The organism is Mesorhizobium sp. U510 (assembly GCF_059180695.1).
Genome location: NZ_CP180532.1, coordinates 4,743,788 through 4,765,444, shown reverse-complemented (window position 1 = coordinate 4,765,444; position 21,657 = coordinate 4,743,788). Strand labels below are relative to the sequence as shown.

The following is a 21,657-nucleotide window of genomic DNA, read 5'->3' as shown; positions in this document are numbered from 1 at the left end:
TTCGTCTATGTCTGATTGAGCCGGCCGGGCATCGCCATCCAATTGGGAAGAGGCCCGCATTGCCTGTCGACGGCGACTGGCGTCAGTCCTTCTTGTAGAGCAGCCAGCTCTTGCCGGCGCGGCCGGCCATCGTCGAATGTTTGGTGACGCGGTTGCGGCCGCTCACTTTCGAACGGTAGAGCGCCCGGTCGGCCTTGGTGTAGAGGTCCTCCGGGCCTTCGGCCTCGGATGCCATGCAGATGCCCATCGAGACGGTCACCGTGCCGTAATTCATGCCGGTCTGGCTGCTGGTGAACGGCGTCTGCTCGATCAGGGCGCGAATGCGCTCGGCGATCTCGTAGGTGGCGTCTTCGCTGGCACCCTCGACGATCAGCGCAAACTCCTCGCCGCCGGTGCGGGCGACGAACATGTCGCCGCGAATGCTGGTCTGGAAAATCTCGGCGATGATCTGGATGATCTTGTCGCCGACAGGATGGCCGTAGCGGTCATTGATGTCCTTGAACCGATCGATGTCGGCAAGGATCAAGGCGTTGAACAGGATGCCCTTGTTGCTGGTGTAGATCCGGGTGATTTCCTTGTCGAAGGCGCGGCGGTTCCAGATTTGGGCCAACGGATCCGTATCGGCCAGCCGCTTGTATTCCTCGAGCTTCGACTTGACGCTTTCGAGTTCGGCCGTCTTGTCGCTAAGCGTCGAAGCGATCTGCTTGCCGTGATCGATCGTCGAATTGGTGGCAACGGCCATGGCGTTGGCGATTTTTTGCAGAAGATCCTGCGAGAGCAGGCTGCGGCCACTCAGGCCATTCGATGTCTCGTCGAGGATCCTGCCGTATTTTTCGATGTGGCTGCGTTCGCTCCGCAAAAGCGCCGCGACCTCCTCGAGTTCCCTAGCGATGACGTCCCGCGCATGCTCGACGATGCCGGGGCCGTGGTTCTGGGCAAAGAAGGCGCGTCCGATCTGATCCAGCTCGTCCTGCGTCGGCCGGCTGCTCAGCGACACGACGGCGAGACTGAGTTCGCGGTTGGTGCCGCTCAATGCCTCGTAGAAGATTTCGTAATTGCGCGGCAGGCCGAGGACGCCAAGCTGGCGCATGGTGGCAACAACCGTGGCTGCGATGTCGGTGCTTCGTTCGGTTGTGGCGGCTGCCGGCTGCATGTCTGATCCACTCTTCCCCTCGGATCCCGGCGCGGAATTTGCGGGTTCCATTGATCGCCGACCTGGGGAGCGCGACCTGATCGTCCAGAACATCTTGCGAAGAGACGCGTCCCCACCCGCCATCTTCGCTTGGCGTGACCATAGATGCGTTGGCGCTAAAGTTTCCTTAATCCGCACGACTTCCACAGGTTTTTCGCTACCTGTGGCTGTAGAAGCATAAATTTTGTACCACCATCGCGGGACAGAGCCCAGTTTTGAAGGCTTTGACTTCGAAATCCGGGCGTTGTGCTGATGGAAATGAAACTGAATTTCGAATCCGTCATGCCAATCGATGTCGCATTTGCTTGCGCGCAACCACCGCAAAGCTGGAATCCTGGCAACGATGTTGGGCGAGGTTTCTCCAGGGAGTGCCGAAATGAGTGACAGTCACCAGGGATCATGCCTGTGCGGCGCGGTCCGCTTCCGGACAAGGGGAGCATTGCGCGGCGTCGTCTACTGTCATTGCTCGCAATGCCGGAAGCAAAGCGGGCATTTCTATGCCGCGACCAACGTCGCCGACGCCGACATCGTTATCGAAGGCACGGAAAGCATCACATGGTATGAAGCGTCCGCTTTCGCCGGGCGCGGCTTCTGCAGGACATGCGGGTCCGTGCTTTTCTGGAAGCCAAGGGCTCAAGACTATATTTCGGTCATGGCGGGAGCGTTCGACAAGCCGACAGGTCTCAAGGGCGACTGTCATATCTTTGTTGGTGACAAGGGCGACTATTATTCGATCGACGACGGGCTGCCGCAGTTTGAAAAGTCGACGCCTTCGATAGCGGTCGCTGAATGAATTTTGGACGAGACGCCTTATTCCCTTGATCGGGCCGTTGCTTTATCTCGTGCCGATAACTCGGAATGAGGTTTGGGCATGCAGCGGCTGATCGACGCTTTTTTCAATTCGGTGCGGGCGTTTCGCAAGCTGGCCGCCAGCGAGAAGGCTTTCCAGCAGGAACTGATGCTGCTGGTGCTCGCCCTGCCGGCGGCGTGGTTCGTTTCGGTCTCCTGGCGCGGTTATGCCCTGCTGATCGGGGCGGTGCTGTTGCTGATCATGGTCGAGGTGCTGAACACCGGCATCGAGGCGGCCTGCGATGCCTTCAGCCGGGAGTTCAATGTCGACATCCAACTGGCCAAGGATTGCGGCTCGCTGGCGGTGCTGATCTCGGTGGTCATCGTCGCCGGCGTCTGGGGCATTGCGCTCATCGAGCGGCTCACCGGCTTTCCGATCTGACCTTCCGAGTGAGGCCGGCGGCATCACTGCTCCCGGCGACGTTCCCGCTTGGCGATGTGGCGGGCGACAAGCCAGGCCAGCACGGCCACGGTGAGGCCAATGCCGAGCCCGATGAACAGCCGCTCGTGGCGCATCAGCGCCTGGCCAACGAAATGCTCGGCGCCGAGCCCGAAGACATAGCCGATCGTACTGAACAGCACCGCCCAGATCGTCGATGAGATGGCGTTGAGAATGACGAAGCGGGGTGCTGCTATGGTCGACAGGCCGGCCGCGATGCCACCGACCAGGCGCATGCCGTAGACATAGCGATTCGACAGCACGAAGATGTTGGGATGGGTGTTGAGCAGACGGTAGGCGCGGCGGAAGCCCGGCCGCCTGCGCAACCTGACGACATGGCGGTTGTCGGCGAAACTTCTGCCCAGGATGAAGAAGCAGGTGTCGCCGGCGAAGGCGCCGAGCGCTGCCGCGACAATGGCATGCCACAGCACGAAAACATTCTGGTGGGCGAAGAAACCGCCGAGGATGGCAGCACTTTCCCCTTCGGCGACGCAGCCGAGAAAGACGGCAAGCAGTCCATATTGTTCGATGAAATGATGGATCGCTTCGGTCATGAGGCCGACTGCTGCCGCGCCAGCCTCTCGTCGATGCGCTTGACCGCTTCCGCCAGCCGCACGATCTCGTCGCGCATGCCGATGATCTGGCTGTGGCGCAGTTCATCAAGTTTCTCGTGCAGCGCCATGATCTCGATCTCGGCCTTCAGATTGACCTCGTAATCGTGGGCGGCGTCGATGCGGTCGCGTTCGGTCTGGCGGTTCTGCGCCATCATGATCACCGGCGCCTGCAAGGCGGCGACCATCGACAGCACCAGATTGAGGAAGATGAACGGGTAGGGGTCGAAGGCATCGCGCGTCAGAAGCCAGACATTGCCAACTGTCCAGACAATCAGGAAAGCGATGAAGCCCATGATGAAGGACCAGGAGCCGCCGATGCGGGCGATCGTATCGGCAAGGCGGTCGCCAAAGGTCTGGTGAAAAGCGACCGCCTTGTTGGTGTCCCTGGAGATCGTGGTGCGCTCGAGCGTCGATTGCAGCACCCGGCTCTCCAACTTGCTGAGGCCGTCCGGCCGTCGCTTGAGCCAGCGGTTCGCCAGGTCGTCGATTGTCTTGTACATGGCCGTCTCCGTCGTCGGTGGAGATAGACGTAGAGGCTGCCGCCTCTCGCGGGAAGTGTTACATTCAAGCCAACAGCGAGGGACCCATGGCCGATTTCCAGAAAATTCGCCTGCGCGCGGCAAAACGCAAGGGCGGCGAAGCGGAGCTTGCAACGCTGCTCGGGCCAGTGCCCGACAATGCCGCGGTCGCCGATATCCCGGACGATCGCATTCTCTCGACCATGGCCGAGCGGATCTTTGCCGCCGGTTTCGTCTGGCGCGTCATCGAGCAGAAATGGCCCGGTTTCGAAGAGGCGTTTCTGCGCTTCGAGCCGAAGCGGCTGTTGTTCCAGCCTGACGATTTCTGGCACGATCTGGCTTCCGATCAGCGCATCGTGCGCAACCCGCAGAAAATCAAATCCGTCCGCGACAACGCTGCCTTCGTCGAACGCGTGTCGAAGGAGCATGGCGGCTTCGGCGAATTCCTCGCCAATTGGCCTGCCGACGACCAGGTCGGACTGATGGCCTATCTCGGCAAGCATGGCAGCCGACTGGGCGGCAATACAGGCCAGTATTTCCTTCGCTGGCTGGGCTGGGACGCCTTCGTCATCTCGGCCGATATGGCGGCAGCGCTTCGTGACGCCGGCCTCGACATCGCCGAAAGCCCGACCTCGAAGAAGGATCTCGACAAGATCCAGGCCCAGATCAATCAATGGGTGGCGGACACAGGCCTGCCGCGCCGGCACATTTCGCGCATCCTGGCGATGTCGATCGGCGAGAACCATTCTCCGCAGTCGTTGCGCGAATATATGGGCGACGACTGATCGACGGTCTCGACACGATTGACCACGTCAATCGGTCCGACACGATTGACCACGTCAATCGGTCCGACACGATTGACCATGTCAATCGGTCCGGGGTTGGTCCAAGCGAACGCCATTGCGAGGCGAATTTTGCCGCGCTAAGTCAGCAGGCATGACCAAGAAGCCCGACATACTGCGCATCGCGATCGCCCAGCTTAACCCGACCGTCGGCGATGTCGCCGGCAATCTCGCCAAGGCCCGCGAGGCGAGGGCGGATGCCGCGCGCCAGGGCGCCGATCTCGTGCTCTACACAGAGCTTTTCCTTGCCGGCTATCCCCCGGAGGATCTGGTGCTGAAGCCGGCCTTCCTGAAGGCCTGCGAAAAGGCGGCGCAGGAGTTTGCCGCCGATACGTCGGATGGCGGCCCCGGCGTCATCATCGGCACGCCGCTGAAGCGTAAGAGCGGCACGCACAATTCGATCATCGTCGCCGACGCCGGCAAGATCATCGCCGAACGCTACAAGCTCGACCTGCCGAATTATGGCGAGTTCGACGAGAAGCGCGTGTTCCAGGTTGGACCCGAGATCCAGGGACCGGTCAATTTCCGTGGCGTGCGCATCGGCATTCCGATTTGCGAGGATATCTGGGGCGATGTCGGCATCTGCGAATCGCTGGCGGAAAGCGGGGCGGAAATCCTGCTGGTGCCGAACGGCTCGCCTTACTATCGCGCCAAGATCGATGTCCGCCACCAGGTGGTCATCCGTCAGGTCATCGAATGCGGGCTGCCGATCACCTATGCCAATCAGCTTGGCGGCCAGGATGAGCTGATCTTCGACGGCGCATCGTTTGCCATCGGCGCCGACAAGACATTGGCTTTCCAGATGAGCCAGTTCGAGGAAGCGGTCGACGTCATCACGTGGAAGCGCGGGGAGGACGGCTGGGTCTGCTCGGAAGGGCCGATGTCGAAGATCCCCGAGCGGGAGGAGGCCGACTATCGCGCCTGCATGCTGGGCCTGCGCGACTACGTCAACAAGAACGGCTTCAAGAATGTGGTGCTCGGCCTGTCCGGCGGCATCGATTCGGCGATCTGCGCGGCCCTTGCCGTCGACGCGCTCGGGGAAGAGCGGCTGCGCGCGGTGATGATGCCCTACCGCTACACCTCGAAGGATTCGCTCAAGGACGCCGAGGATTGCGCCCGCGCGCTCGGCTGCCGCTATGACATTGTGCCGATCTTCGAGCCGGTCGAAGGTTTCCTGCATGCGCTGACGCAGCTCTTCGAGGGCACCAAGGAAGGCATCACCGAGGAGAACCTGCAGAGCCGCGCGCGCGGCACCATCCTGATGGCGATTTCCAACAAGTTCGGCTCGATGGTGGTCACGACAGGCAACAAGAGCGAGATGTCGGTCGGCTATGCCACGATCTATGGCGACATGAACGGCGGCTTCAATCCAATCAAGGACCTCTACAAGATGCAGGTCTACGCGCTGTCGCGCTGGCGCAACAGCCATGTGCCGCCGGGCGCGCTCGGGCCATCGGGCGAGGTCATCCCGAAGAATATCATCGACAAGGCGCCGTCGGCGGAGTTGCGCGAGAACCAGACCGACCAGGATTCGCTGCCGCCCTATCCGGTGCTGGACGACATTCTCGAATGCCTGGTCGAGAATGAGATGGGCGTCGACGACATCGTCGCGCGCGGCCATGACCGGGCGACGGTGACGCGCATCGAACACCTGCTCTACATCGCCGAATACAAGCGCCGGCAGGCGGCACCGGGTGTGAAGATAACCCGGAAGAATTTCGGGCGCGACCGCCGCTATCCCATCACCAACCGTTTCAGGGATCGTGGGTAAGCGTTCGTCCGTTGGGCGAAATAGACGGTACCGCGAGGATGCAACATGCCGGACTGTGAGATCAGCTTTGACCTCGCGCGGATCGATTTCCGTGCGACCTCCGACCTGTTGATGGCGAGCTATTGGGGGGCTGGACGCAGCGATGAGTTTCATCGCCAGGCCTTCGCCAATTCGTTCTGCGCGGCCGGCTACATCGATGGCAAGCAGGTCGGTTTCGGCAGGGCAATCACCGACCGCACGGTGTTCGCCTATCTCGCCGACATCATCGTCTGGCCGCAGAATCGCGGGCAGGGCATCGGCCAGCGGCTGGTGCAGGCACTCATCGATCATCCCGAGCTCGGTAACGTCTCGCACTGGAGCCTGTCGACCGGTGATGCGCATGGGGTCTACGAAAAGCTGGGCTTCAAGGCATCGACCGACGGTCGATACATGCGCTTGGACCGCATGCCCCAGTGATCGGCGCGCGGCGAACGGCTTCTGCCACCGTTGTTGCAAAATAATCGCAGTGGTTGGACCAGATATGCTTTTGGGCAGAGCCCGTCTTGGCGATGCATCAGAGCGTCTCTATAAGGACCACTCCGCGATTCACTTGCGGGAGATCCGAATGGCAGTATTTAAGATGGTAATGCGAGGCCGCGAAGCCTAGGTCTCATCCGGCGCCCCGCGAAGGTCCGTCCTTCGCATTGGAGCCGGTTTGAGCACAGGCTTTTGCCGATGCCGGTCGCCGCCCGACTACGGGCGTAACGCCAAAATATGCCACTCCGCTTCTGGGCAATCATTCGCCCCTTGCGCGGCTTCTTCAATTTTCGACCTTACTGGGATCGGGCTCGTTTGCGCCCGAATGACATCATGGCTCGTTTCAAGATCGATTTGCGCGCGAGCGCCTTTCGTAGCGTTCTTGGTTTCACGCTTACCCATTGGCGGCGCCAGCCCTGGCGGCTTTCGCTGATCATGGGTGGTTTCCTGCTGTCGACGCTGGCAGACGTCCTGACGCCGCTCTATTCCGGCCGGCTGGTCGACGCCGTCGCCAGCAGCGCCGGCGCGGACGCCATTGCCTGGAATGCCGCGATGACGGCGTTTTCGATGTTGATGGCGCTTGCCTTGACGGGCGTCGTGCTGCGGAACCTGGCGTTCATGGGCATCGTCGAACTGACGCTGAAGATGATGGCCGACATCGCCGCCGATGCCTTCCATCGCGTCCAGCGCTTTTCCACCGACTGGCACGCCAACTCGTTTGCCGGCTCGACCGTGCGCAAGGTGACGCGCGGCATGTGGGCGCTCGACCTGCTCAACGACACCATCCTGATCGCGCTGCTGCCGTCGGTGGTCATGCTCGTCGGCTCGACGCTGCTGCTTGGCTGGTTCTGGCCGCTGATGGGTGTGGTCGTCGCCGCCGGCTCGGTGCTGTTCATCATGGTGACGGCGATGCTGTCGCTTGGATATGTCGCGCCGGCGGCCAGGCTCGCCAACACCTGGGACACGCGCCTCGGCGGTTCGCTTGCCGACGCTGTCAGCTGCAACGCCGTGGTCAAGGGCTTTGGCGCCGAGGAGCGCGAAGAGCGCCGCCTCGCCAGGGTTGTCGCCAAATGGCGGGCGCGCACGCGGCGCACCTGGGTGCGCGGCACCGTCAACGGCACCACGCAAGGGGCGCTGCTGCTGGTCATGCGCGCCGCTGTGATCGGCCTGTCGCTGCTCTTGTGGTCGTGGGGGCAGGCGAGCGCCGGCGACGTCGCCTTCGTGCTGACCTCGTTCTTCGTGCTGCAGGGCTATCTCAGGGATATCGGCACGCATATCCGCAATTTGCAGCGTTCGATCAACGACATGGAGGAACTGGTCGATTTCCAGTCCGAACCGCTCGGCATCGAAGACCGGCCCGGCGCCAGGCCGATCCGGATCACGCAAGGGTCGATCAGCTTCGACAAGGTCACTTTTCACTACGGCAATCACCGGTCGCCGCTCTATCGCGACTTTTCGGTTGATATCGCGCCGGGTGAACGCGTCGGGCTCGTCGGTCACTCCGGTTCGGGCAAGACGACCTTCGTCAAGCTGATCCAGCGGCTCTATGACGTCAATGCGGGCAAGATCCTGATCGACGGCCAGGACATCTCGCAGGTGGCGCAGGCGTCGCTGCGCGGGCAGATCGCGATCGTCCAGCAGGAGCCGATCCTGTTCCATCGCTCGCTGGCCGAAAACATCGCCTATGCCAGGCCGAACGCGACCCAGGAGGAGATCGAGCATGCCGCGAAGCTGGCGAGCGCGCATGACTTCATCACCAGCCTGCCGAAGGGATATGGCACGCTGGTCGGCGAGCGCGGCGTGAAATTGTCGGGCGGCGAGCGGCAGCGCGTGGCGATCGCGCGCGCCTTCCTGGCCGATGCGCGCATCCTGATCCTGGACGAGGCGACGTCGAGCCTCGATTCGGAATCGGAGGTGATGATCCAGCAGGCGATGGAGCGGCTGATGGTCGGGCGCACCACGCTGGTCATCGCCCACCGGCTGTCGACGGTGCGGGCGCTCGACAGGCTGCTGGTCTTCGATCGCGGCAACATTGTCGAAGAAGGCTCGCATGACGAGTTGATCCGGCTGAAAGGCGGCATCTACCGCCGCCTGTTCGAGCGTCAGGCGCTCGAACTGACCAAGGGACTGGTCGTTTGACCCGAGATGGCCTCCGGCATCGGCCGGAGGCCATCTCCATCAGGCGCTGTCAGCCGGAGTGACCTGCGCAGCATGCTCTTGCGGCATTCCCGCGGTTTAGACGTTTTTTACGATGCCGGGGAACGACACGCCATTTCTACCACTGGTTGTCATATATTTACGCAAAAGCAATCCAGGTAGCGTAAGCCCGTATCCTGGGATCAGATTGGTCAGCGCGGGATTTCGGCTTCACTTATGCATCTTGCTTCCGAAGATACTGGTGCGGAAAAAGCAGCTGCGCCGCCGGTGCTGGCAATTCACCATGGCTCGGTTCGGCCACTCGCCGCCGAAGATCTCGAGCGGGTCGCCGCACTCTTCCTGACGAAGTTTCGCCGTCGGCGACGTCACCTCCTCGATCGTGCGATCGCTGAGGTGGCCGAGTATATGAGCAAGATCTATCTCGACCCTGCCGGGCAGCCAGGCGCGAGCAACGCTCTTGTCCAGATCAACCCGCAGGGAGATCTGGGTGGCTTCCTCGGTGTCCTGAAGGCCCGCTACGAGCTCAACGGCGCGACATTGAATGCCGCAATCATTGGTCCGCTCATGGCTGACACCGGCACCGATCACGGTTCGGCCGGGCCGCAATTGCTGCGTGCCGTGCATCAAGGCGAATTCGATCTGCACCTCACCGATTCGGCCAACCGGGTATCCCTGGCCTTCGCGCGCCCGATGAAATATCAGCTGCTGCCGGCGCATTGCCTGGGATGGACCCGCATTTTCCGCCCGGCCGCGGTGGCCTCCGCCGTGGCGCGCGGTAAATGGCCGGGTCTGCCGCGCTTCGTGCTCGATCCCTGCGCCCGAGCATTCGACGCTTTTACGAGAAAAAGGTTCGAGCCGCCTGTCCAGCATTCCTCGTCACACCGGGTCCATCGCGAGCCGATGGATGCCGCGCAGTTTGCGGAGCGGCTGCCGGCCATTATCTCAGATTACGCGCTTCGGCCGCGCTGGCAGGATGGCGAACTGCCACGGCTGCTCGCGCTGGCGGCCGAGAAACGGGCCGACGGCCCCCTTCATTTTGGTGGGACCTACGACGAGACTGGTAAAATGCTCGGTTGCTACGCTTTCTACGGGCAGGCCGGCGGCATCGCGAACCTGTTGCAACTCCAGTCCTCTGGACCTCACTGGGGTGCGACGCTGGATGGCGTGATGAAGGACGCGTGGAATATGGGCTGCGCAGGCATCATCGGGCAGACGCAGAGCAGGTTCATGCCGCAACTCTTCAGCTACAAGAATGTCTTCTTCCGCTATGCCGGGGGGACGATGGTGCGCTCGCGCATCCCCGAGGTCGCGCAAGCGGTCCGCTCCGGCGACATCTTTATCGGTGGGTTGATGGGCGACCGCTGGACCCGCCTCAGTTCCGACGACTTCGGCCGCTGATCGCTTTCAACCAGCTGTTCTGATCGGATAAGGCCATGCGCTTCGCATGGCCTAGTCTTTTCATCGCGCGCATCATGTTCTATGTGTGCCGACCAGCGCGGGGGCGCATCTTGTCAATCACAAAGGCATCCGGTACGCCCCGCTCATGACAGTTACCGTTCGTTTCGCCCCGTCACCGACCGGCCGCATCCATATCGGCAATGCGCGCACCGCTCTGTTCAATTGGCTGTTTGCCCTGAACAACAAGGGCCGCTTCATCCAGCGCTTCGACGACACCGACATTGGCCGTTCGAAGCAGGAATTCGCCGACGCCATCCTCTACGACCTGCATTGGCTGGGCGTTTTTCCCGATGCTACCGAATATCAGTCGCGGCGCTTCGAGGTCTATGACGCGGCGGTCGAGCGGCTGAAGGCAGCGGGCGTTCTCTATGCCTGCTACGAAACACCGGAAGAACTCGATCTTCGGCGCAAGGTGCGCCGCACGCGCGGCCTGCCGCCGGTCTATGGCCGCGAGGCCCTGGCGCTGACGCAGGAGCAGGTGGCCGAATACCAGGCCGACGGGCGCCGGCCGCACTGGCGCTTCCTGCTGCCCAATTTTACCAGCGACCCGCTGCAGCCCGAACGCACCGAGGTTCATTGGAACGATCTGGTGCGTGGCCAGGAAACGGTCGATCTGGCTTCGCTCTCGGATCCAGTGCTGGTGCGCGAGGACGGCACCTATCTCTACACGTTGCCGTCCGTCGTCGACGACATCGAGATGGGTGTCAGCCACGTCATCCGCGGCGACGACCATGTCACCAACACCGGCGTGCAGATTGCCCTGTTCAAGGCGCTGGACGCCGAGCCGCCTGTCTTCGGCCACCACAATCTCTTGACCACCGTCTCGGGCGAGGGGCTGTCTAAGCGCACCGGGGCACTCTCCATCGAAAGCCTGCGCGAGGATGGCATCGAGCCTATGGCCGTCGCGTCGCTCGCCGTTCTGGTCGGCACCTCGGAGAATGTCGCGGCCGCGCATGACCTCGCCGAACTCGCCGGCCGTTTCGATCCGGCCGCGACCTCGAAATCATCGGCCAAGTTCGATCCGGACGAACTGTTCGTGCTCAACCGCGCGCTGATGCACCATATGCCGTTCGACGAGGCGCGCGACAGGCTGATGGTGCTTGGCATCTCCGGCGAACAGGCCGAGCCGTTCTGGCTGGCGGTGCGCGGCAATCTCGACCGGCTGGCCGATGCGGTGGGCTGGTGGCGAATCCTGCGCGAGGGGCCGCAGGACAGACCGGAATTCTCGGACGACGATCGTGACTTCCTCGGACAGGCCTTCGAAGTCCTGCCCGAAGAGCCCTGGAACGGAGCGGTCTGGAAGGACTGGACCGGCAAGATCAGGGAAGCGACAGGGCGCAAGGGCAAGGGGCTGTTCATGCCGCTGAGGCTTGCCCTTACTGGACTGCCTTCGGGGCCGGAGCTTGCAGATTTATTGCCGCTGATGGGTCGGGAAGGAACGTTGGCCCGACGACCCTGACCTTGCGCTGCTCCGGCGGCAAGGCGGATACCGGCGACGTCACCGGCTTGGCGGAAAGCCGCTTGATGGCGCCGCGGTCGAGCCCGCCGTCCCTGTTGGCCAGGGTTTCCGGGTCGGTGCCCGGATCGGGCTTGGAGGCCGGCATGGGAACCAACGGTGCCGCTTCCGTTTCCGGCAGCGACTGATGCGGGGCCGGCGGGTTGCCGCCAATGATCTGGAAATTCTGCGCGGCATTGCAGCCGCAGGCCGGCGGCCGCGATATGTTGGACTGCTTGTAGAGATAGGCGGTCGGAAGCTCGCTGTAGGGCCTGCCGGTGACCGATGACGTCATCGAGGCTGAATTGTCGTCCATGCCGCGCGAATAGAAGACCTGCATCTCGGTGCCGGGGCAGCTCGATTGGCAATTCTTCTGGTCGCGCTCGAAATCGCCGACCGAGGCGGCATTCGACATCGGGAAGAAATAGCCGTCGCAGGTGCGCACGCAGGTGGTGTGGAACTCGCCGCCGGTGCCCGGAGCGTCTGGAACGCCGGGCAGGTTCAGGACGCGGTGGACATTGCGTTCCTCGCCGGGATCGTCCGGCTGGTCAGGCGTGTCGCTCGGCTGGTTGTCGCCGCCGAAAAGCTGGTCGAACAGGTTGGCGTTGCCGTCTTCGCGGTCGGCTTCCTGCAGCGGCGGGCGGCGCGGAGCAACCGTGTCGTCGCGGCAGCCATTGGCGTCGAGCGCAGCCAGGATGCGGCCACGGTCGCGACGCGAGCCGCCGCCACCGGCGAGTTGCGCACGCTTGGCCTGGAGACTGTCGAGATTGGCGTTCATGCGGTCGATGGTGGCGTTGAGCCCGGCGCATCGATTGATGTTGCGGGAAAACAGCGAAAACCCGCAACCTGCATTGTCCGCCTGGTCGCGTGCCTTGGAGATCTGTTCACGCTGCCGGTCGATCGCGGCATCGTATTTGCGGATCATGGCCGGACCACCGCCGCCGCCACGCGAAGCTGCGGCAAGATCGGCCTCCAATTGACGGCAGACCCGCGAGGCGGAGTGTGACTCGGTGATGGTGGCGCCGGACAGCAGGAGGCCAAGCAGCATGGCAGCATGCGCCCGCTTCGACCCTCCGCTTGTCATCCGTCTCAATCCCGCTAGCCTGTGCCCGCCAAGCTACCCCGTTCGCGGTTAATCGTCTATTTCGGCTGCTTGTCAGAACTTGTAGTTCATGCCGATCTTGACCGTGCTGAACTTGTTATCGAACTCGGTGTTGCTGCCGCCGTAGTCGATGGTCTGGTCGCGCAGATCGACATAAAGATACTCGACATTCGCCGACCAATGATCGGTAAATGCCTGTTCCAACCCTGCGCCAAGAGTCCATCCAGTTTTGGTGCCCTTTTCCGAAAAGCTATTGAAAGGCCCGTCAAGGTATCGGTTTTCAACGCTTCCGTAAGCAAGGCCGCCGGTTCCATAGATCAAGCTGTTGTCGAACGCATATCCGGCGCTGGCGCGCAGCGTTCCAAACCAGTCCACCTTGGTATCGTATGTATCGCCGCGGACGCCGACATTGATTTCGCCCGAGTGTCCCTTCATGTCCGCGCCGGCAATGTCGGCTTCGACGCCGAGAACCATGGAATTGATCTGGTAGTTATAGCCGACTTGAACACCACCCAGGAATCCGTCGATGTCGTAGTCCTGGCTTGCCTGAAACGTTGGCGTGTTGGGCGAACTGAAAACCGCGTTGGTCCTGCCGAACCCGTAGCCGATCTGCCCGCCGACATAGACGCCGGACCAGTCATGGACGGTCGCGGGCTCGGAACCGATGACGTCCGCGGCCAGAGCTTGTCCGCCGATCAACGACAGCAATGCGGATGCGAGCAAGAAGCCTTTCATGACGTCCTCGCCGTCAGATCAGATGTGCAACCATATCAGGTCGGCCTTTCCTGCGAAATCTGCTTCCAGCCAAGGCCGAATTTCCACAATCGCAAGTTGCCTATCGGCAACACCACCATTTGCAACAACTTGTCGCCGGCATGTGAGGATGCTGCCCGGAAGACCAGGCCGAGCCAGCTGAAGCCGGCTTCGGCCTAGTCCAGATTGGCGACGGCCTGTGCCTTGTGCGCGGCCTCGACCACCGCCAGCGCAGTCATGTTGACCACACCGCGCGACGTGACCGAGGGCGTCAGTATGTGGGCCGGCATGTCGGTGCCGAGCAGGATCGGGCCGACATGCAACGCATCCATCATGGCGCGCAGCGCCGTCAGCGTGATGTTGGCCGAATCGAGGTTGGGGAACACCAGCAGATTGGCCTCGCCCTTCAGCCGCGAATGCGGATAGACGCGCTGGCGTAGATGCTCGGACAGCGCGGAATCGGCATGCATTTCGCCGTCGCACTGCAACTCCGGCGCGATGCGCGCCAGGATTGCCGCCGCCTGACGCATCTTGAGCGCGCTTGGTGAATTGCGCGAACCGAAATCCGAATGCGACAGAAGGGCCGCCTTCGGCTCGATGCCGAAGCGCTGGATTTCCTCGGCCGCCAGCACGGTCATCTCGGCGATCTCCTCGGCCGTCGGGTCGACGGAGACGTGGGTGTCGGTGAGGAAGATGATGCCGCGCTGCGAGATGAGCATCGAAAGCGTCGACAGGTCATAGTCCTTGATGCCCGCGCGCGGCCCGATGATCAGCGTCACGTTGCGCAGATGCCGCTCGAAGCGCCCTTCAAGGCCGCAGACCATGGCGTCGGCGTCGCCGCGCTTCAGCGCGAGTGCCGCGATCACCGTGTTGTCGGTGCGCACCATGGTGCGCGCGGCCTCCGTCGTGACGCCGCGCCGGCCGGCGAGTTCGATCAGCAGGTCGACATAGTGGCGGTAGCGCGGATCGTCCTCGGGGTTGATCAGGCCGAAATCGACGCCCGGCTTGATGCGCAGCCCGTAGCGCTTCAGCCTGACCTCGATGACATGCGGACGGCCGATCAGGATCGGCTCGGCGATGCCTTCCTCGAGCACCACCTGGGCGGCGCGCAGCACGCGCTCGTCCTCGCCATCGGCATAGATGACGCGCTTGGCGCTCGATGCCTTGGCGGACGAGAACACCGGCTTCATCACCAGGCCGGAGCGGAAGACGAAGCGATTGAGCTTGTCGATATAGGCGGCGAAGTCGGTGATCGGCCGCGTTGCCACACCGGTGTCGCAGGCCGCCTTGGCGACGGCCGGCGCGATGCGCAGGATCAGCCTGGGGTCGAAGGGCGAGGGGATCAGGAAATCGGGCCCGAAGATCGGCGTCTCGCCCGAATAGGCGCGTGCGGCGACGTCCGAAGGCTCTTCGCGGGCAAGAGCGGCGATGGCCCGCACGGCAGCCATCTTCATCTCCTCGTTGATGGCGCTGGCGCCGCAGTCGAGCGCGCCCCGGAAGATGTAGGGGAAGCATAGGACATTGTTGACCTGATTGGGAAAATCGGAGCGGCCGGTGCAGATCATGGCATCGGGACGCGCCGCGCGCGCCACTTCCGGCATGATCTCGGGATTGGGATTGGCCAGCGCCAGGATCAGCGGCTTTGGCGCCATATGCTGCAGCAGTTCCGGCTTCAGCACGCCCGCCGCAGAGAGGCCGAGGAAGACATCGGCGCCCGGGATGACATCGGCCAGCGTGCGCGCCTCGGTGTCCTTCACATAGGGGTCTTTCCAGCGGTCCATCTCTTCGGTGCGGCCCTTGTAGGCGACGCCGAAACGATCGGTGACCCAGATGTTTTCGATGCGCACGCCGAGCGAGACCAGAAGGTTCAGGCAGGCAAGGGCGGCCGCACCCGCACCGGAGGTGACGACCTTGATGTCCGAGATGGTCTTGCCGGCGAATTCCAGTCCGTTGAGCACGGCGGCAGCGACGATGATGGCGGTGCCATGCTGGTCGTCGTGGAACACGGGTATGCTCATGCGAGCTTTCAGCCGTTCCTCGACTTCGAAACACTCCGGCGCCTTGATGTCCTCGAGATTGATGCCGCCGAAAGTGGGTTCGAGAGCGGCGACGGTCTCCACCATGCGCTCGATCTCGGGGGCGTCGATCTCGATGTCGAAGACGTCGATGCCGGCGAACTTCTTGAACAGAACCGCCTTGCCTTCCATGACCGGCTTGGAGGCCAGCGGGCCGATATTGCCGAGGCCGAGCACGGCCGAGCCGTTGGAGACGACGCCGACGAGGTTCGCGCGCGCCGTGTAATCGGCAGCGGTTGCCGGATTGTCGCGGATCTCAAGACAAGGCGCAGCCACGCCGGGCGAATAGGCGAGCGCCAGATCGCGCTGGTTGCCGAGCGGCTTGGTTGCCTGGATCTCGAGCTTTCCCGGCGTCGGATGCTTGTGGAAGTAGAGGGCGGCTTCGTCGAGGTCCGAACGTGCCGTTTTCTTGTTCTCGCCTTCCATGCGGCCGCTCCCTCGAAACCTGTGTCGGGAGTCCTTTTAGCATGCGGCCTAGATTTTTCGCGACGCTAATTGACGCGCCGGCAGCATTAAGTGGCGGCGCGTCGAAAATCAATATATATCAGATGCTTGTGGCCATTTCATGCCAGATGAGTCGCGCCGCTTCGCTGACCTCTAGGTCAGAAGGCGCTGACGTAGAGGCCGCCATCGACCGGTATGTTCTGGCCCGTGAGATAGCCGGCATGGACCGAGCAGAGAAAGGCGCAGATCTGGCCGAATTCCTCCGGCGTTCCGAGCCGCTTGGCCGGGACATCGGCGCTGATGCGGGTCTTGCGCGCGGCGGCAGCCGCCGGATCCTCTGGTGTGCCGGCCTCATGCGGGCCGCGCAGCCGGTCGGTGTCGAGCTTGCCGGGCAAGAGGCTGTTGATGGTGACGTTGCGGTCGATCACCGTTCGCGCCACGCCGGCAAGGAAGGAGGTCAGGCCGGCGCGCGCGCCCGACGACAGGTCGAGACCGGGAATAGGAACATAGACCGACAGCGAGGTGATGTTGACGATGCGGCCGAAGCCGCGCTTCGCCATGCCATCGAGGACGGCCTGCACCAGTTCGATCGGCGTCACCATGTTCTGGGTCACGCCTTCGAGGATTTTGGCGCGATCGAGTTCGCGGAAATCGCGCAGCGGCGGGCCGCCATTGTTGTTGACGAGGATGTCGGGCTCCGGACAGGCGGCAAGCAGCGCCTGCTGCACTTCCGGCTTCGAGACGTCGCCGACGACTTCCGTCACGGTCACGCCGTAATGCGCGCGCAGCTCCGCGGCGGTCTTGGCCACCAGTTCGGCGTTGCGCCCATTGACGACGATATCGCAACCGGCCTCGGCCAGCGCCATGGCGCAGCCTTTTCCAAGACCCTTGCTCGAAGCGCAGACGATAGCCTTCTTTCCGCGGATACCAAGATCCATGACGATTTCTCCTGTGATTTGGCCGGCAAGCTAGTCCTTAGGCTGGACCAATCGCAACCGTCATACGGTTGTTGCATGAATTGGGGCATAGGCTGCGCGAAAGCAAGGGTGAAATCGCGATGTCAGGCCCAGAGCCCCGCACTTTCCGCAGCATGTTCATTTCCGACGTCCATCTCGGCTCGAAGGCGGCGAAGGCCGAGTTCCTGATCGATTTCCTGCGCTACCATGACGCCGACATCATCTATCTGGTCGGCGATATCGTCGATGGCTGGCGGCTGCGGCGCAGCTGGCACTGGCCGCAAAGCCACAATGACGTCGTGCAGAAATTGCTGCGCAAGGCGCGCAAGGGCGCCAACATCACCTATATCGCCGGCAATCACGACGAGTTCGCCCGCCAGTTCCAGGGCGTACATTTCGGCGGCATCGTCGTCGCCGACCGCGCCATCCATGAAACGGCCGACGGCAAGCGCCTGCTCGTCATCCATGGCGACCAGTTCGACACCGTCGTCCACAATCAGCGCTGGCTCGCCTATCTCGGCGACCACGCCTATGACGCGGCGATGATCGTCAACCGCGTGGTGACGCGGCTGCGCCAATTGCTCGGCCTGCCTTACTGGTCGTTTTCGTCCTGGGCCAAGGTCAAGGTCAAGAAGGCGGTCAACTTCATTGGCTCGTTCCAGACCGTGCTGACCGAGGAAGCCCGCCGCTCGCATGTCGACGGGGTTATTTGCGGCCATATCCACCATGCCGCGATCGAGAATTTCGATGACGTGCGCTACATCAACACCGGCGACTGGGTGGAAAGCTGCACGGCCGTGGTCGAGCACTTCGATGGCCGGATGGAAATCCTGACCTGGGCGCAGGTGCTGCCGGAGTCGTTTGACGAACCTTTCATCCCGATGCTCATCGAGGATCGGGTCGGGCAGGCGGCCTGACACGAAGGCCGCGACAACTTTAAGCGTCAATCGATTGGTCCAGCCGGTTTCGCCTGGTTTTCCGCCATGTTAAGGGATCGATCCACGTCGTCGGCCGGTAGAGCGCGGCGTAATTGGATCGATTCATGTCCCTGCCGCCGCTTTCGCCAGAACAGCTCGTCAAACCGCGCCATTTCGAACTGCGCATGAGCCTGATCTTCGGCACATTGTTCATATCGCTCGGCACGCATTTGCCCTATTTCCCGCTGTGGCTGCAGGCCAAGGGATTTCACGCCGAACAGATTGCCGTCATCCTGGCCGCGCCAATGTTCCTGCGCGTGGTGACCACTCCACTGCTGACGACGCTCGCCGATCGGGCGAGGGACCGTGCCAATGTCTATGTCGCGCTGGTGGCAGCCTCCCTGCTGCTGTCGGCGGGTTATTTCCTCACGCCCACCTACGCGATGGTGCTGGCGGTGTCGCTGGCGCTGACCATTGTCTGGACGCCGCATTCGCCGATCGCCGATTCGCTGGCGCTTTCGGGCGTGCGCCGCTTCGGCTCGAACTATGCAAGCATGCGCAAATGGGGATCGATCTGTTATCTCTGCGCCAATGTCGCGGGCGGCTTCATCCTGGCGGCCACCGGACCCCAAGCCGTCCCGGTGATCATATTCCTTGCCCTTGGCGCGGCGCTCGTCGCCGGGCTGCTGGCGCCGCGCATGGGGCGCCCGCGCAAGGCCTCGCCGTTGTCGGCCGCGGAAATCCAGCACGCGGCGCCGAGCCTGTTCAATGCCTATTTCCTCTACTTCACCTTTGGCGTCGGCATCATCACCGCCAGCCACGCCTTCCTCTACGGTTTCGTTTCCATCTACTGGAAATCGATCGGCATCAGCGATTCCGTGGTCGGCCTGCTGTGGGCCTGGGGCGTGGTGTCCGAAGTCTGCATGTTCTTGTTTTTCAACCGTATTTTCGCTTCCGTGTCGGTCGTCAGGGTGATGGTGATCGCCGGCATCGGCTCCATCGTGCGCTGGATCATCTTTCCACTGGTCTGGCCGCTCGGGCTCGGCATCGCCGGCTTCTTCGCCGTGCAGTCACTGCACTCGGTGTCTGTCGCAATGGTGCTCATCGGTCTGCAGAGAATGATCGCCGAGACTGTCTCCGAAGAGCGCACGGGTGCGGCGCAAGGCATCGCCTATTTCTTCAACGGCTTCTTCATGGCAGCCGTTACGCTGGCTTCCGGCCCGCTCTATGACCGTCTCGGCGTCGATGGTTTCCTGGTGATGATCCCGATCGCGATCGTCGGCCTGGTGCTGATCGGGTTCGCCGCGCGCTCAGCCCCAAAGCGCCCGGTCCGGAGGGGAGACGAGCGATCCCTGGTAGACGAGACCCGGAACACGGTCGCGGGCAAGTAGCAGCGGACCGTCGAGGTCGACGAAATCGGCGTCCTGGGCGAGCAGCACCGCCGGCGCCATGGCAAGCGACGTGCCGACCATGCAGCCAACCATGATGCCAAAACTGAGCTCGCGGGCGCGGTCGCGCAGCATGAGCGCCGCCGTCAGTCCGCCCGACTTGTCGAGCTTGATGTTGACGGCATCGTAGAGACCGACCAGCGTTTCCAGGTTCTTCGCCTCATGCACGCTTTCGTCGGCGCAGATCGGCAGCGGATGGGCGATGTGGCGCAGGATCTGGTCCTGGCCAGCGGGCAGCGGCTGTTCGACCAACGCAATGCCTCGCTCCGCCGCGAAGGCGAGGTTTGCGACGATGTTGTCGTCGGTCCAACCCTCATTGGCATCGAGGATGATTCGGCTCTGAGGCGCTGCTTCCGTCACAGCACGAATCCTGGCCATGTCGTTGTCGCCGCCGATCTTGACCTTTAGCAAAGGCCGGCCGGCATTGGCGCGGGCCTGTGCCGCCATCGCTTCGGGTTCGCCTAGCGACAGTGTGTAGGCGGTTTCCAGTGGACGCAGCGGTGCGGGCCAGATTGCGTTTGCCACCGGCTTGCCGCTGATCTTGGCTTCAAGGTCCCAGAGCGCGCAGTCGACGGCGTTGCGGGCGGCTCCCGCCGGCATTGCGTCGAGCAAAGCGGTCCGGTCGATGCCGCCGGCGATCCGCTCGCGCATGGCCTCAATCGCGGCGTGTACGCCGTCCATGGTTTCCCCATAGCGCTTGTAGGGAACGCACTCGCCGCGCCCGCTATGACCATCCTGGCTGATCGTGCATGTGATGACCTCGGCCTCGGTCTTGGAGCCGCGCGAAATGGTGAAGGTGCCGGCGATTGGAAAACTCTCGGCCTCAACCGAAATGACACGCGCCATATTTTTCTGCTCCGGCTGTGCCAGAAGGGTTGTCGGCAAATCGACAAGGTCGGACCCATCAGGCTAAACAGGACGCCATGTTGACCATCGGCAAGCGCGACGCAAGCGGCACCACCGCCTCGGAGGCTGACCACCAACCGCGCGTCGCGGTCGGCGAGGAGGGTGGCGTGCTCGGCTGCGCGTTCTCCGGAATCTGGACGACACGGACGGTGGCGCTGATCGACGCCGACATGCGCAAGATCGAGAAACGAAACGGTTTCAAGACCTTGGCGCTCGATCTTTCGAAAATCGAGAAGATCGATACCGCCGGCGCCTGGCTGATCGACCGGCTGGTCAGCGCCTTCGAGAAGAGGAACGTCGAGGTCCGGATGCAAGGCCAAAGCGAGATCGCCGCCATCCTGCTCGACGCGGTCGGCGAGGCTGTGCGGCGCGAACCCGAATCCGGCCCGGCGCGGCCGCCTAACATCGTCATTCGGGCGCTGGAGGCGGTTGGCCGGCGCGTCTACGAGATGCGCGACGATTTCTTCGCCTCGATGAATATTCTGGGCGCCACCATCCGCGGTGCGCAGATGAAGCTCGGCCGTGGCCATGCCGTCAACCCGGCGGCGATCTTCAACCAGATCGACCGCATGGGCGTCGGCGCCATTCCTGTGGTGGTGCTGATGTCGGCGATCGTCGGCGCCATCGTTGCCCAGCAAGGCGCCTACCAGCTCAGCTATTTCGGCGCCGATATCTTCGTCGTCGACCTCGTCGGAGTGCTGATCCTGCGCGAACTCGGCGTGCTGATGACGGCAATCATGATCGCCGGCCGCTCCGGCAGCGCGATCACTGCCGAGATCGGCTCGATGAAGATGCGCGAGGAGGTCGACGCGCTGAAGGTCATCGGTCTCAATCCGATAGGGGTCCTGGTCTTTCCGCGGCTGGTTGCGCTGGTGATCGCCTTGCCGTGCCTGACGATCATCGCCAATTTTGCCGCACTCGGAGGCGGCATCGTCGCGGCGTGGCTCTACTCCGATATCCCACCCGCCGCATTCATCGACCGCTTGCGTGTCGCTATCGATCTCAGCACGATTTTCGCCGGGCTGATCAAGGCGCCGTTCATGGCCATGATCATCGGCACGATCGCCTCGGTCGAAGGCATGAAGGTCGGCGGTAGCGCCGAATTGCTCGGCCAGCACGTGACCGCCTCCGTGGTGAAGTCGATCTTCGTCGTCATCATCCTCGACGGGCTTTTCGCCATGTTCTACGCAGCCATCGAGTTCTGA

19 protein-coding genes are annotated in these 21,657 nt (G+C 62.8%); 11 read left to right on the top strand and 8 right to left on the bottom strand.

The annotated features are described in order from the left end of the window. Window positions 1-82: 82 nt before the first annotated feature. On the bottom strand, window positions 83-1,153 hold the full coding sequence (locus ACLGL5_RS24880; RefSeq protein WP_069092248.1) for a diguanylate cyclase: 1,071 nt from the start codon (window positions 1,151-1,153) through the stop codon (window positions 83-85). 415 nt (window positions 1,154-1,568) lie between these two features. Here ACLGL5_RS24880 and ACLGL5_RS24875 point away from each other — a divergent pair, with 415 nt between their 5' ends. Both ACLGL5_RS24875 and ACLGL5_RS24870 read left to right on the top strand, forming a co-directional pair. Continuing rightward, window positions 1,569-1,985, top strand: coding sequence for a GFA family protein (locus ACLGL5_RS24875; protein ID WP_064985753.1), 417 nt, complete (start codon window positions 1,569-1,571; stop codon window positions 1,983-1,985). Between the two features lie 78 nt (window positions 1,986-2,063). Continuing rightward, on the top strand, window positions 2,064-2,423 hold the full coding sequence (locus tag ACLGL5_RS24870; RefSeq protein WP_019858368.1) for a diacylglycerol kinase: 360 nt from the start codon (window positions 2,064-2,066) through the stop codon (window positions 2,421-2,423). 23 nt (window positions 2,424-2,446) lie between these two features. Here the strand turns inward: ACLGL5_RS24870 and ACLGL5_RS24865 are convergent, their stop codons facing one another. Together ACLGL5_RS24865 and ACLGL5_RS24860 are read right to left on the bottom strand one after the other, a co-directional pair. Beyond that, window positions 2,447-3,034 carry a DedA family protein gene (locus ACLGL5_RS24865; protein WP_038647009.1) on the bottom strand — a complete coding sequence of 196 codons (588 nt, stop codon included), beginning with the start codon at window positions 3,032-3,034 and terminating at the stop codon, window positions 2,447-2,449. After that, entirely contained in the window at window positions 3,031-3,594 is a 564-nt protein-coding gene (locus ACLGL5_RS24860) for a DUF1003 domain-containing protein (RefSeq protein ID WP_064985701.1), read from the bottom strand. Before ACLGL5_RS24860 ends, ACLGL5_RS24865 begins: the two co-directional genes overlap by 4 nt. Before the next feature lie 86 nt (window positions 3,595-3,680). Between ACLGL5_RS24860 and ACLGL5_RS24855 the strand changes: the two genes are divergently transcribed. The 6 genes from ACLGL5_RS24855 to ACLGL5_RS24830 all read left to right on the top strand — a co-directional run bounded on the left by ACLGL5_RS24855 (window position 3,681) and on the right by ACLGL5_RS24830 (window position 11,815). Then, window positions 3,681-4,397, top strand: a complete 717-nt coding sequence (locus tag ACLGL5_RS24855) for a DNA-3-methyladenine glycosylase I (RefSeq protein ID WP_019858364.1) — start codon at window positions 3,681-3,683, stop codon at window positions 4,395-4,397. Window positions 4,398-4,548: 151 nt separating this feature from the next. After that, a complete protein-coding gene (locus tag ACLGL5_RS24850) occupies window positions 4,549-6,225 on the top strand; it encodes an NAD+ synthase (protein WP_069092247.1) in 1,677 nt (558 codons plus the stop codon). 45 nt (window positions 6,226-6,270) lie between these two features. Further along, window positions 6,271-6,681 (top strand): GNAT family N-acetyltransferase, encoded by a 411-nt coding sequence (locus ACLGL5_RS24845; protein ID WP_064985697.1) that lies wholly within the window; start codon window positions 6,271-6,273, stop codon window positions 6,679-6,681. A 393-nt stretch (window positions 6,682-7,074) separates the two neighbouring features. Then, complete coding sequence (locus ACLGL5_RS24840; protein WP_069093429.1) at window positions 7,075-8,880, top strand: ABC transporter ATP-binding protein; 1,806 nt, start codon at window positions 7,075-7,077, stop codon at window positions 8,878-8,880. Window positions 8,881-9,114: 234 nt separating this feature from the next. After that, window positions 9,115-10,296 (top strand): hypothetical protein, encoded by a 1,182-nt coding sequence (locus tag ACLGL5_RS24835; protein ID WP_069092246.1) that lies wholly within the window; start codon window positions 9,115-9,117, stop codon window positions 10,294-10,296. 145 nt (window positions 10,297-10,441) lie between these two features. Beyond that, window positions 10,442-11,815 (top strand): glutamate--tRNA ligase, encoded by a 1,374-nt coding sequence (locus tag ACLGL5_RS24830; protein ID WP_019858355.1) that lies wholly within the window; start codon window positions 10,442-10,444, stop codon window positions 11,813-11,815. Here ACLGL5_RS24830 and ACLGL5_RS24825 read toward each other — a convergent pair. The 4 genes from ACLGL5_RS24825 to ACLGL5_RS24810 form a co-directional block, all read right to left on the bottom strand. Then, window positions 11,733-12,935, bottom strand: a complete 1,203-nt coding sequence (locus tag ACLGL5_RS24825; protein ID WP_494372786.1) for a DUF2865 domain-containing protein — start codon at window positions 12,933-12,935, stop codon at window positions 11,733-11,735. The two genes, ACLGL5_RS24830 and ACLGL5_RS24825, sit on opposite strands and share 83 nt — an antisense overlap. A gap of 72 nt (window positions 12,936-13,007) precedes the next feature. Next, window positions 13,008-13,688: an outer membrane protein gene (locus ACLGL5_RS24820; RefSeq protein ID WP_069092244.1), complete on the bottom strand. Its 681-nt coding sequence runs from the start codon at window positions 13,686-13,688 to the stop codon at window positions 13,008-13,010. Window positions 13,689-13,882: 194 nt separating this feature from the next. Continuing rightward, window positions 13,883-16,207, bottom strand: a complete 2,325-nt coding sequence (locus ACLGL5_RS24815; RefSeq protein ID WP_494372785.1) for an NADP-dependent malic enzyme — start codon at window positions 16,205-16,207, stop codon at window positions 13,883-13,885. 176 nt (window positions 16,208-16,383) lie between these two features. Continuing rightward, the gene (locus tag ACLGL5_RS24810) at window positions 16,384-17,163 is read right to left on the bottom strand and encodes an SDR family oxidoreductase (protein ID WP_069092243.1); all 780 of its coding nucleotides are present in this window, start codon (window positions 17,161-17,163) and stop codon (window positions 16,384-16,386) included. 119 nt (window positions 17,164-17,282) lie between these two features. Here ACLGL5_RS24810 and ACLGL5_RS24805 point away from each other — a divergent pair, with 119 nt between their 5' ends. Next, window positions 17,283-18,098: a UDP-2,3-diacylglucosamine diphosphatase gene (locus ACLGL5_RS24805; RefSeq protein ID WP_027046875.1), complete on the top strand. Its 816-nt coding sequence runs from the start codon at window positions 17,283-17,285 to the stop codon at window positions 18,096-18,098. Window positions 18,099-18,223: 125 nt separating this feature from the next. Continuing rightward, window positions 18,224-19,489 carry an MFS transporter gene (locus ACLGL5_RS24800; RefSeq protein WP_069092242.1) on the top strand — a complete coding sequence of 422 codons (1,266 nt, stop codon included), beginning with the start codon at window positions 18,224-18,226 and terminating at the stop codon, window positions 19,487-19,489. Here the strand turns inward: ACLGL5_RS24800 and dgcA are convergent. Next, complete coding sequence (gene dgcA / locus ACLGL5_RS24795) at window positions 19,409-20,392, bottom strand: N-acetyl-D-Glu racemase DgcA (RefSeq protein ID WP_069092241.1); 984 nt, start codon at window positions 20,390-20,392, stop codon at window positions 19,409-19,411. The two genes, ACLGL5_RS24800 and dgcA, sit on opposite strands and share 81 nt — an antisense overlap. A gap of 77 nt (window positions 20,393-20,469) precedes the next feature. Here dgcA and ACLGL5_RS24790 point away from each other — a divergent pair, with 77 nt between their 5' ends. Further along, window positions 20,470-21,657, top strand: coding sequence for an ABC transporter permease (locus tag ACLGL5_RS24790; RefSeq protein WP_494372784.1), 1,188 nt, complete (start codon window positions 20,470-20,472; stop codon window positions 21,655-21,657).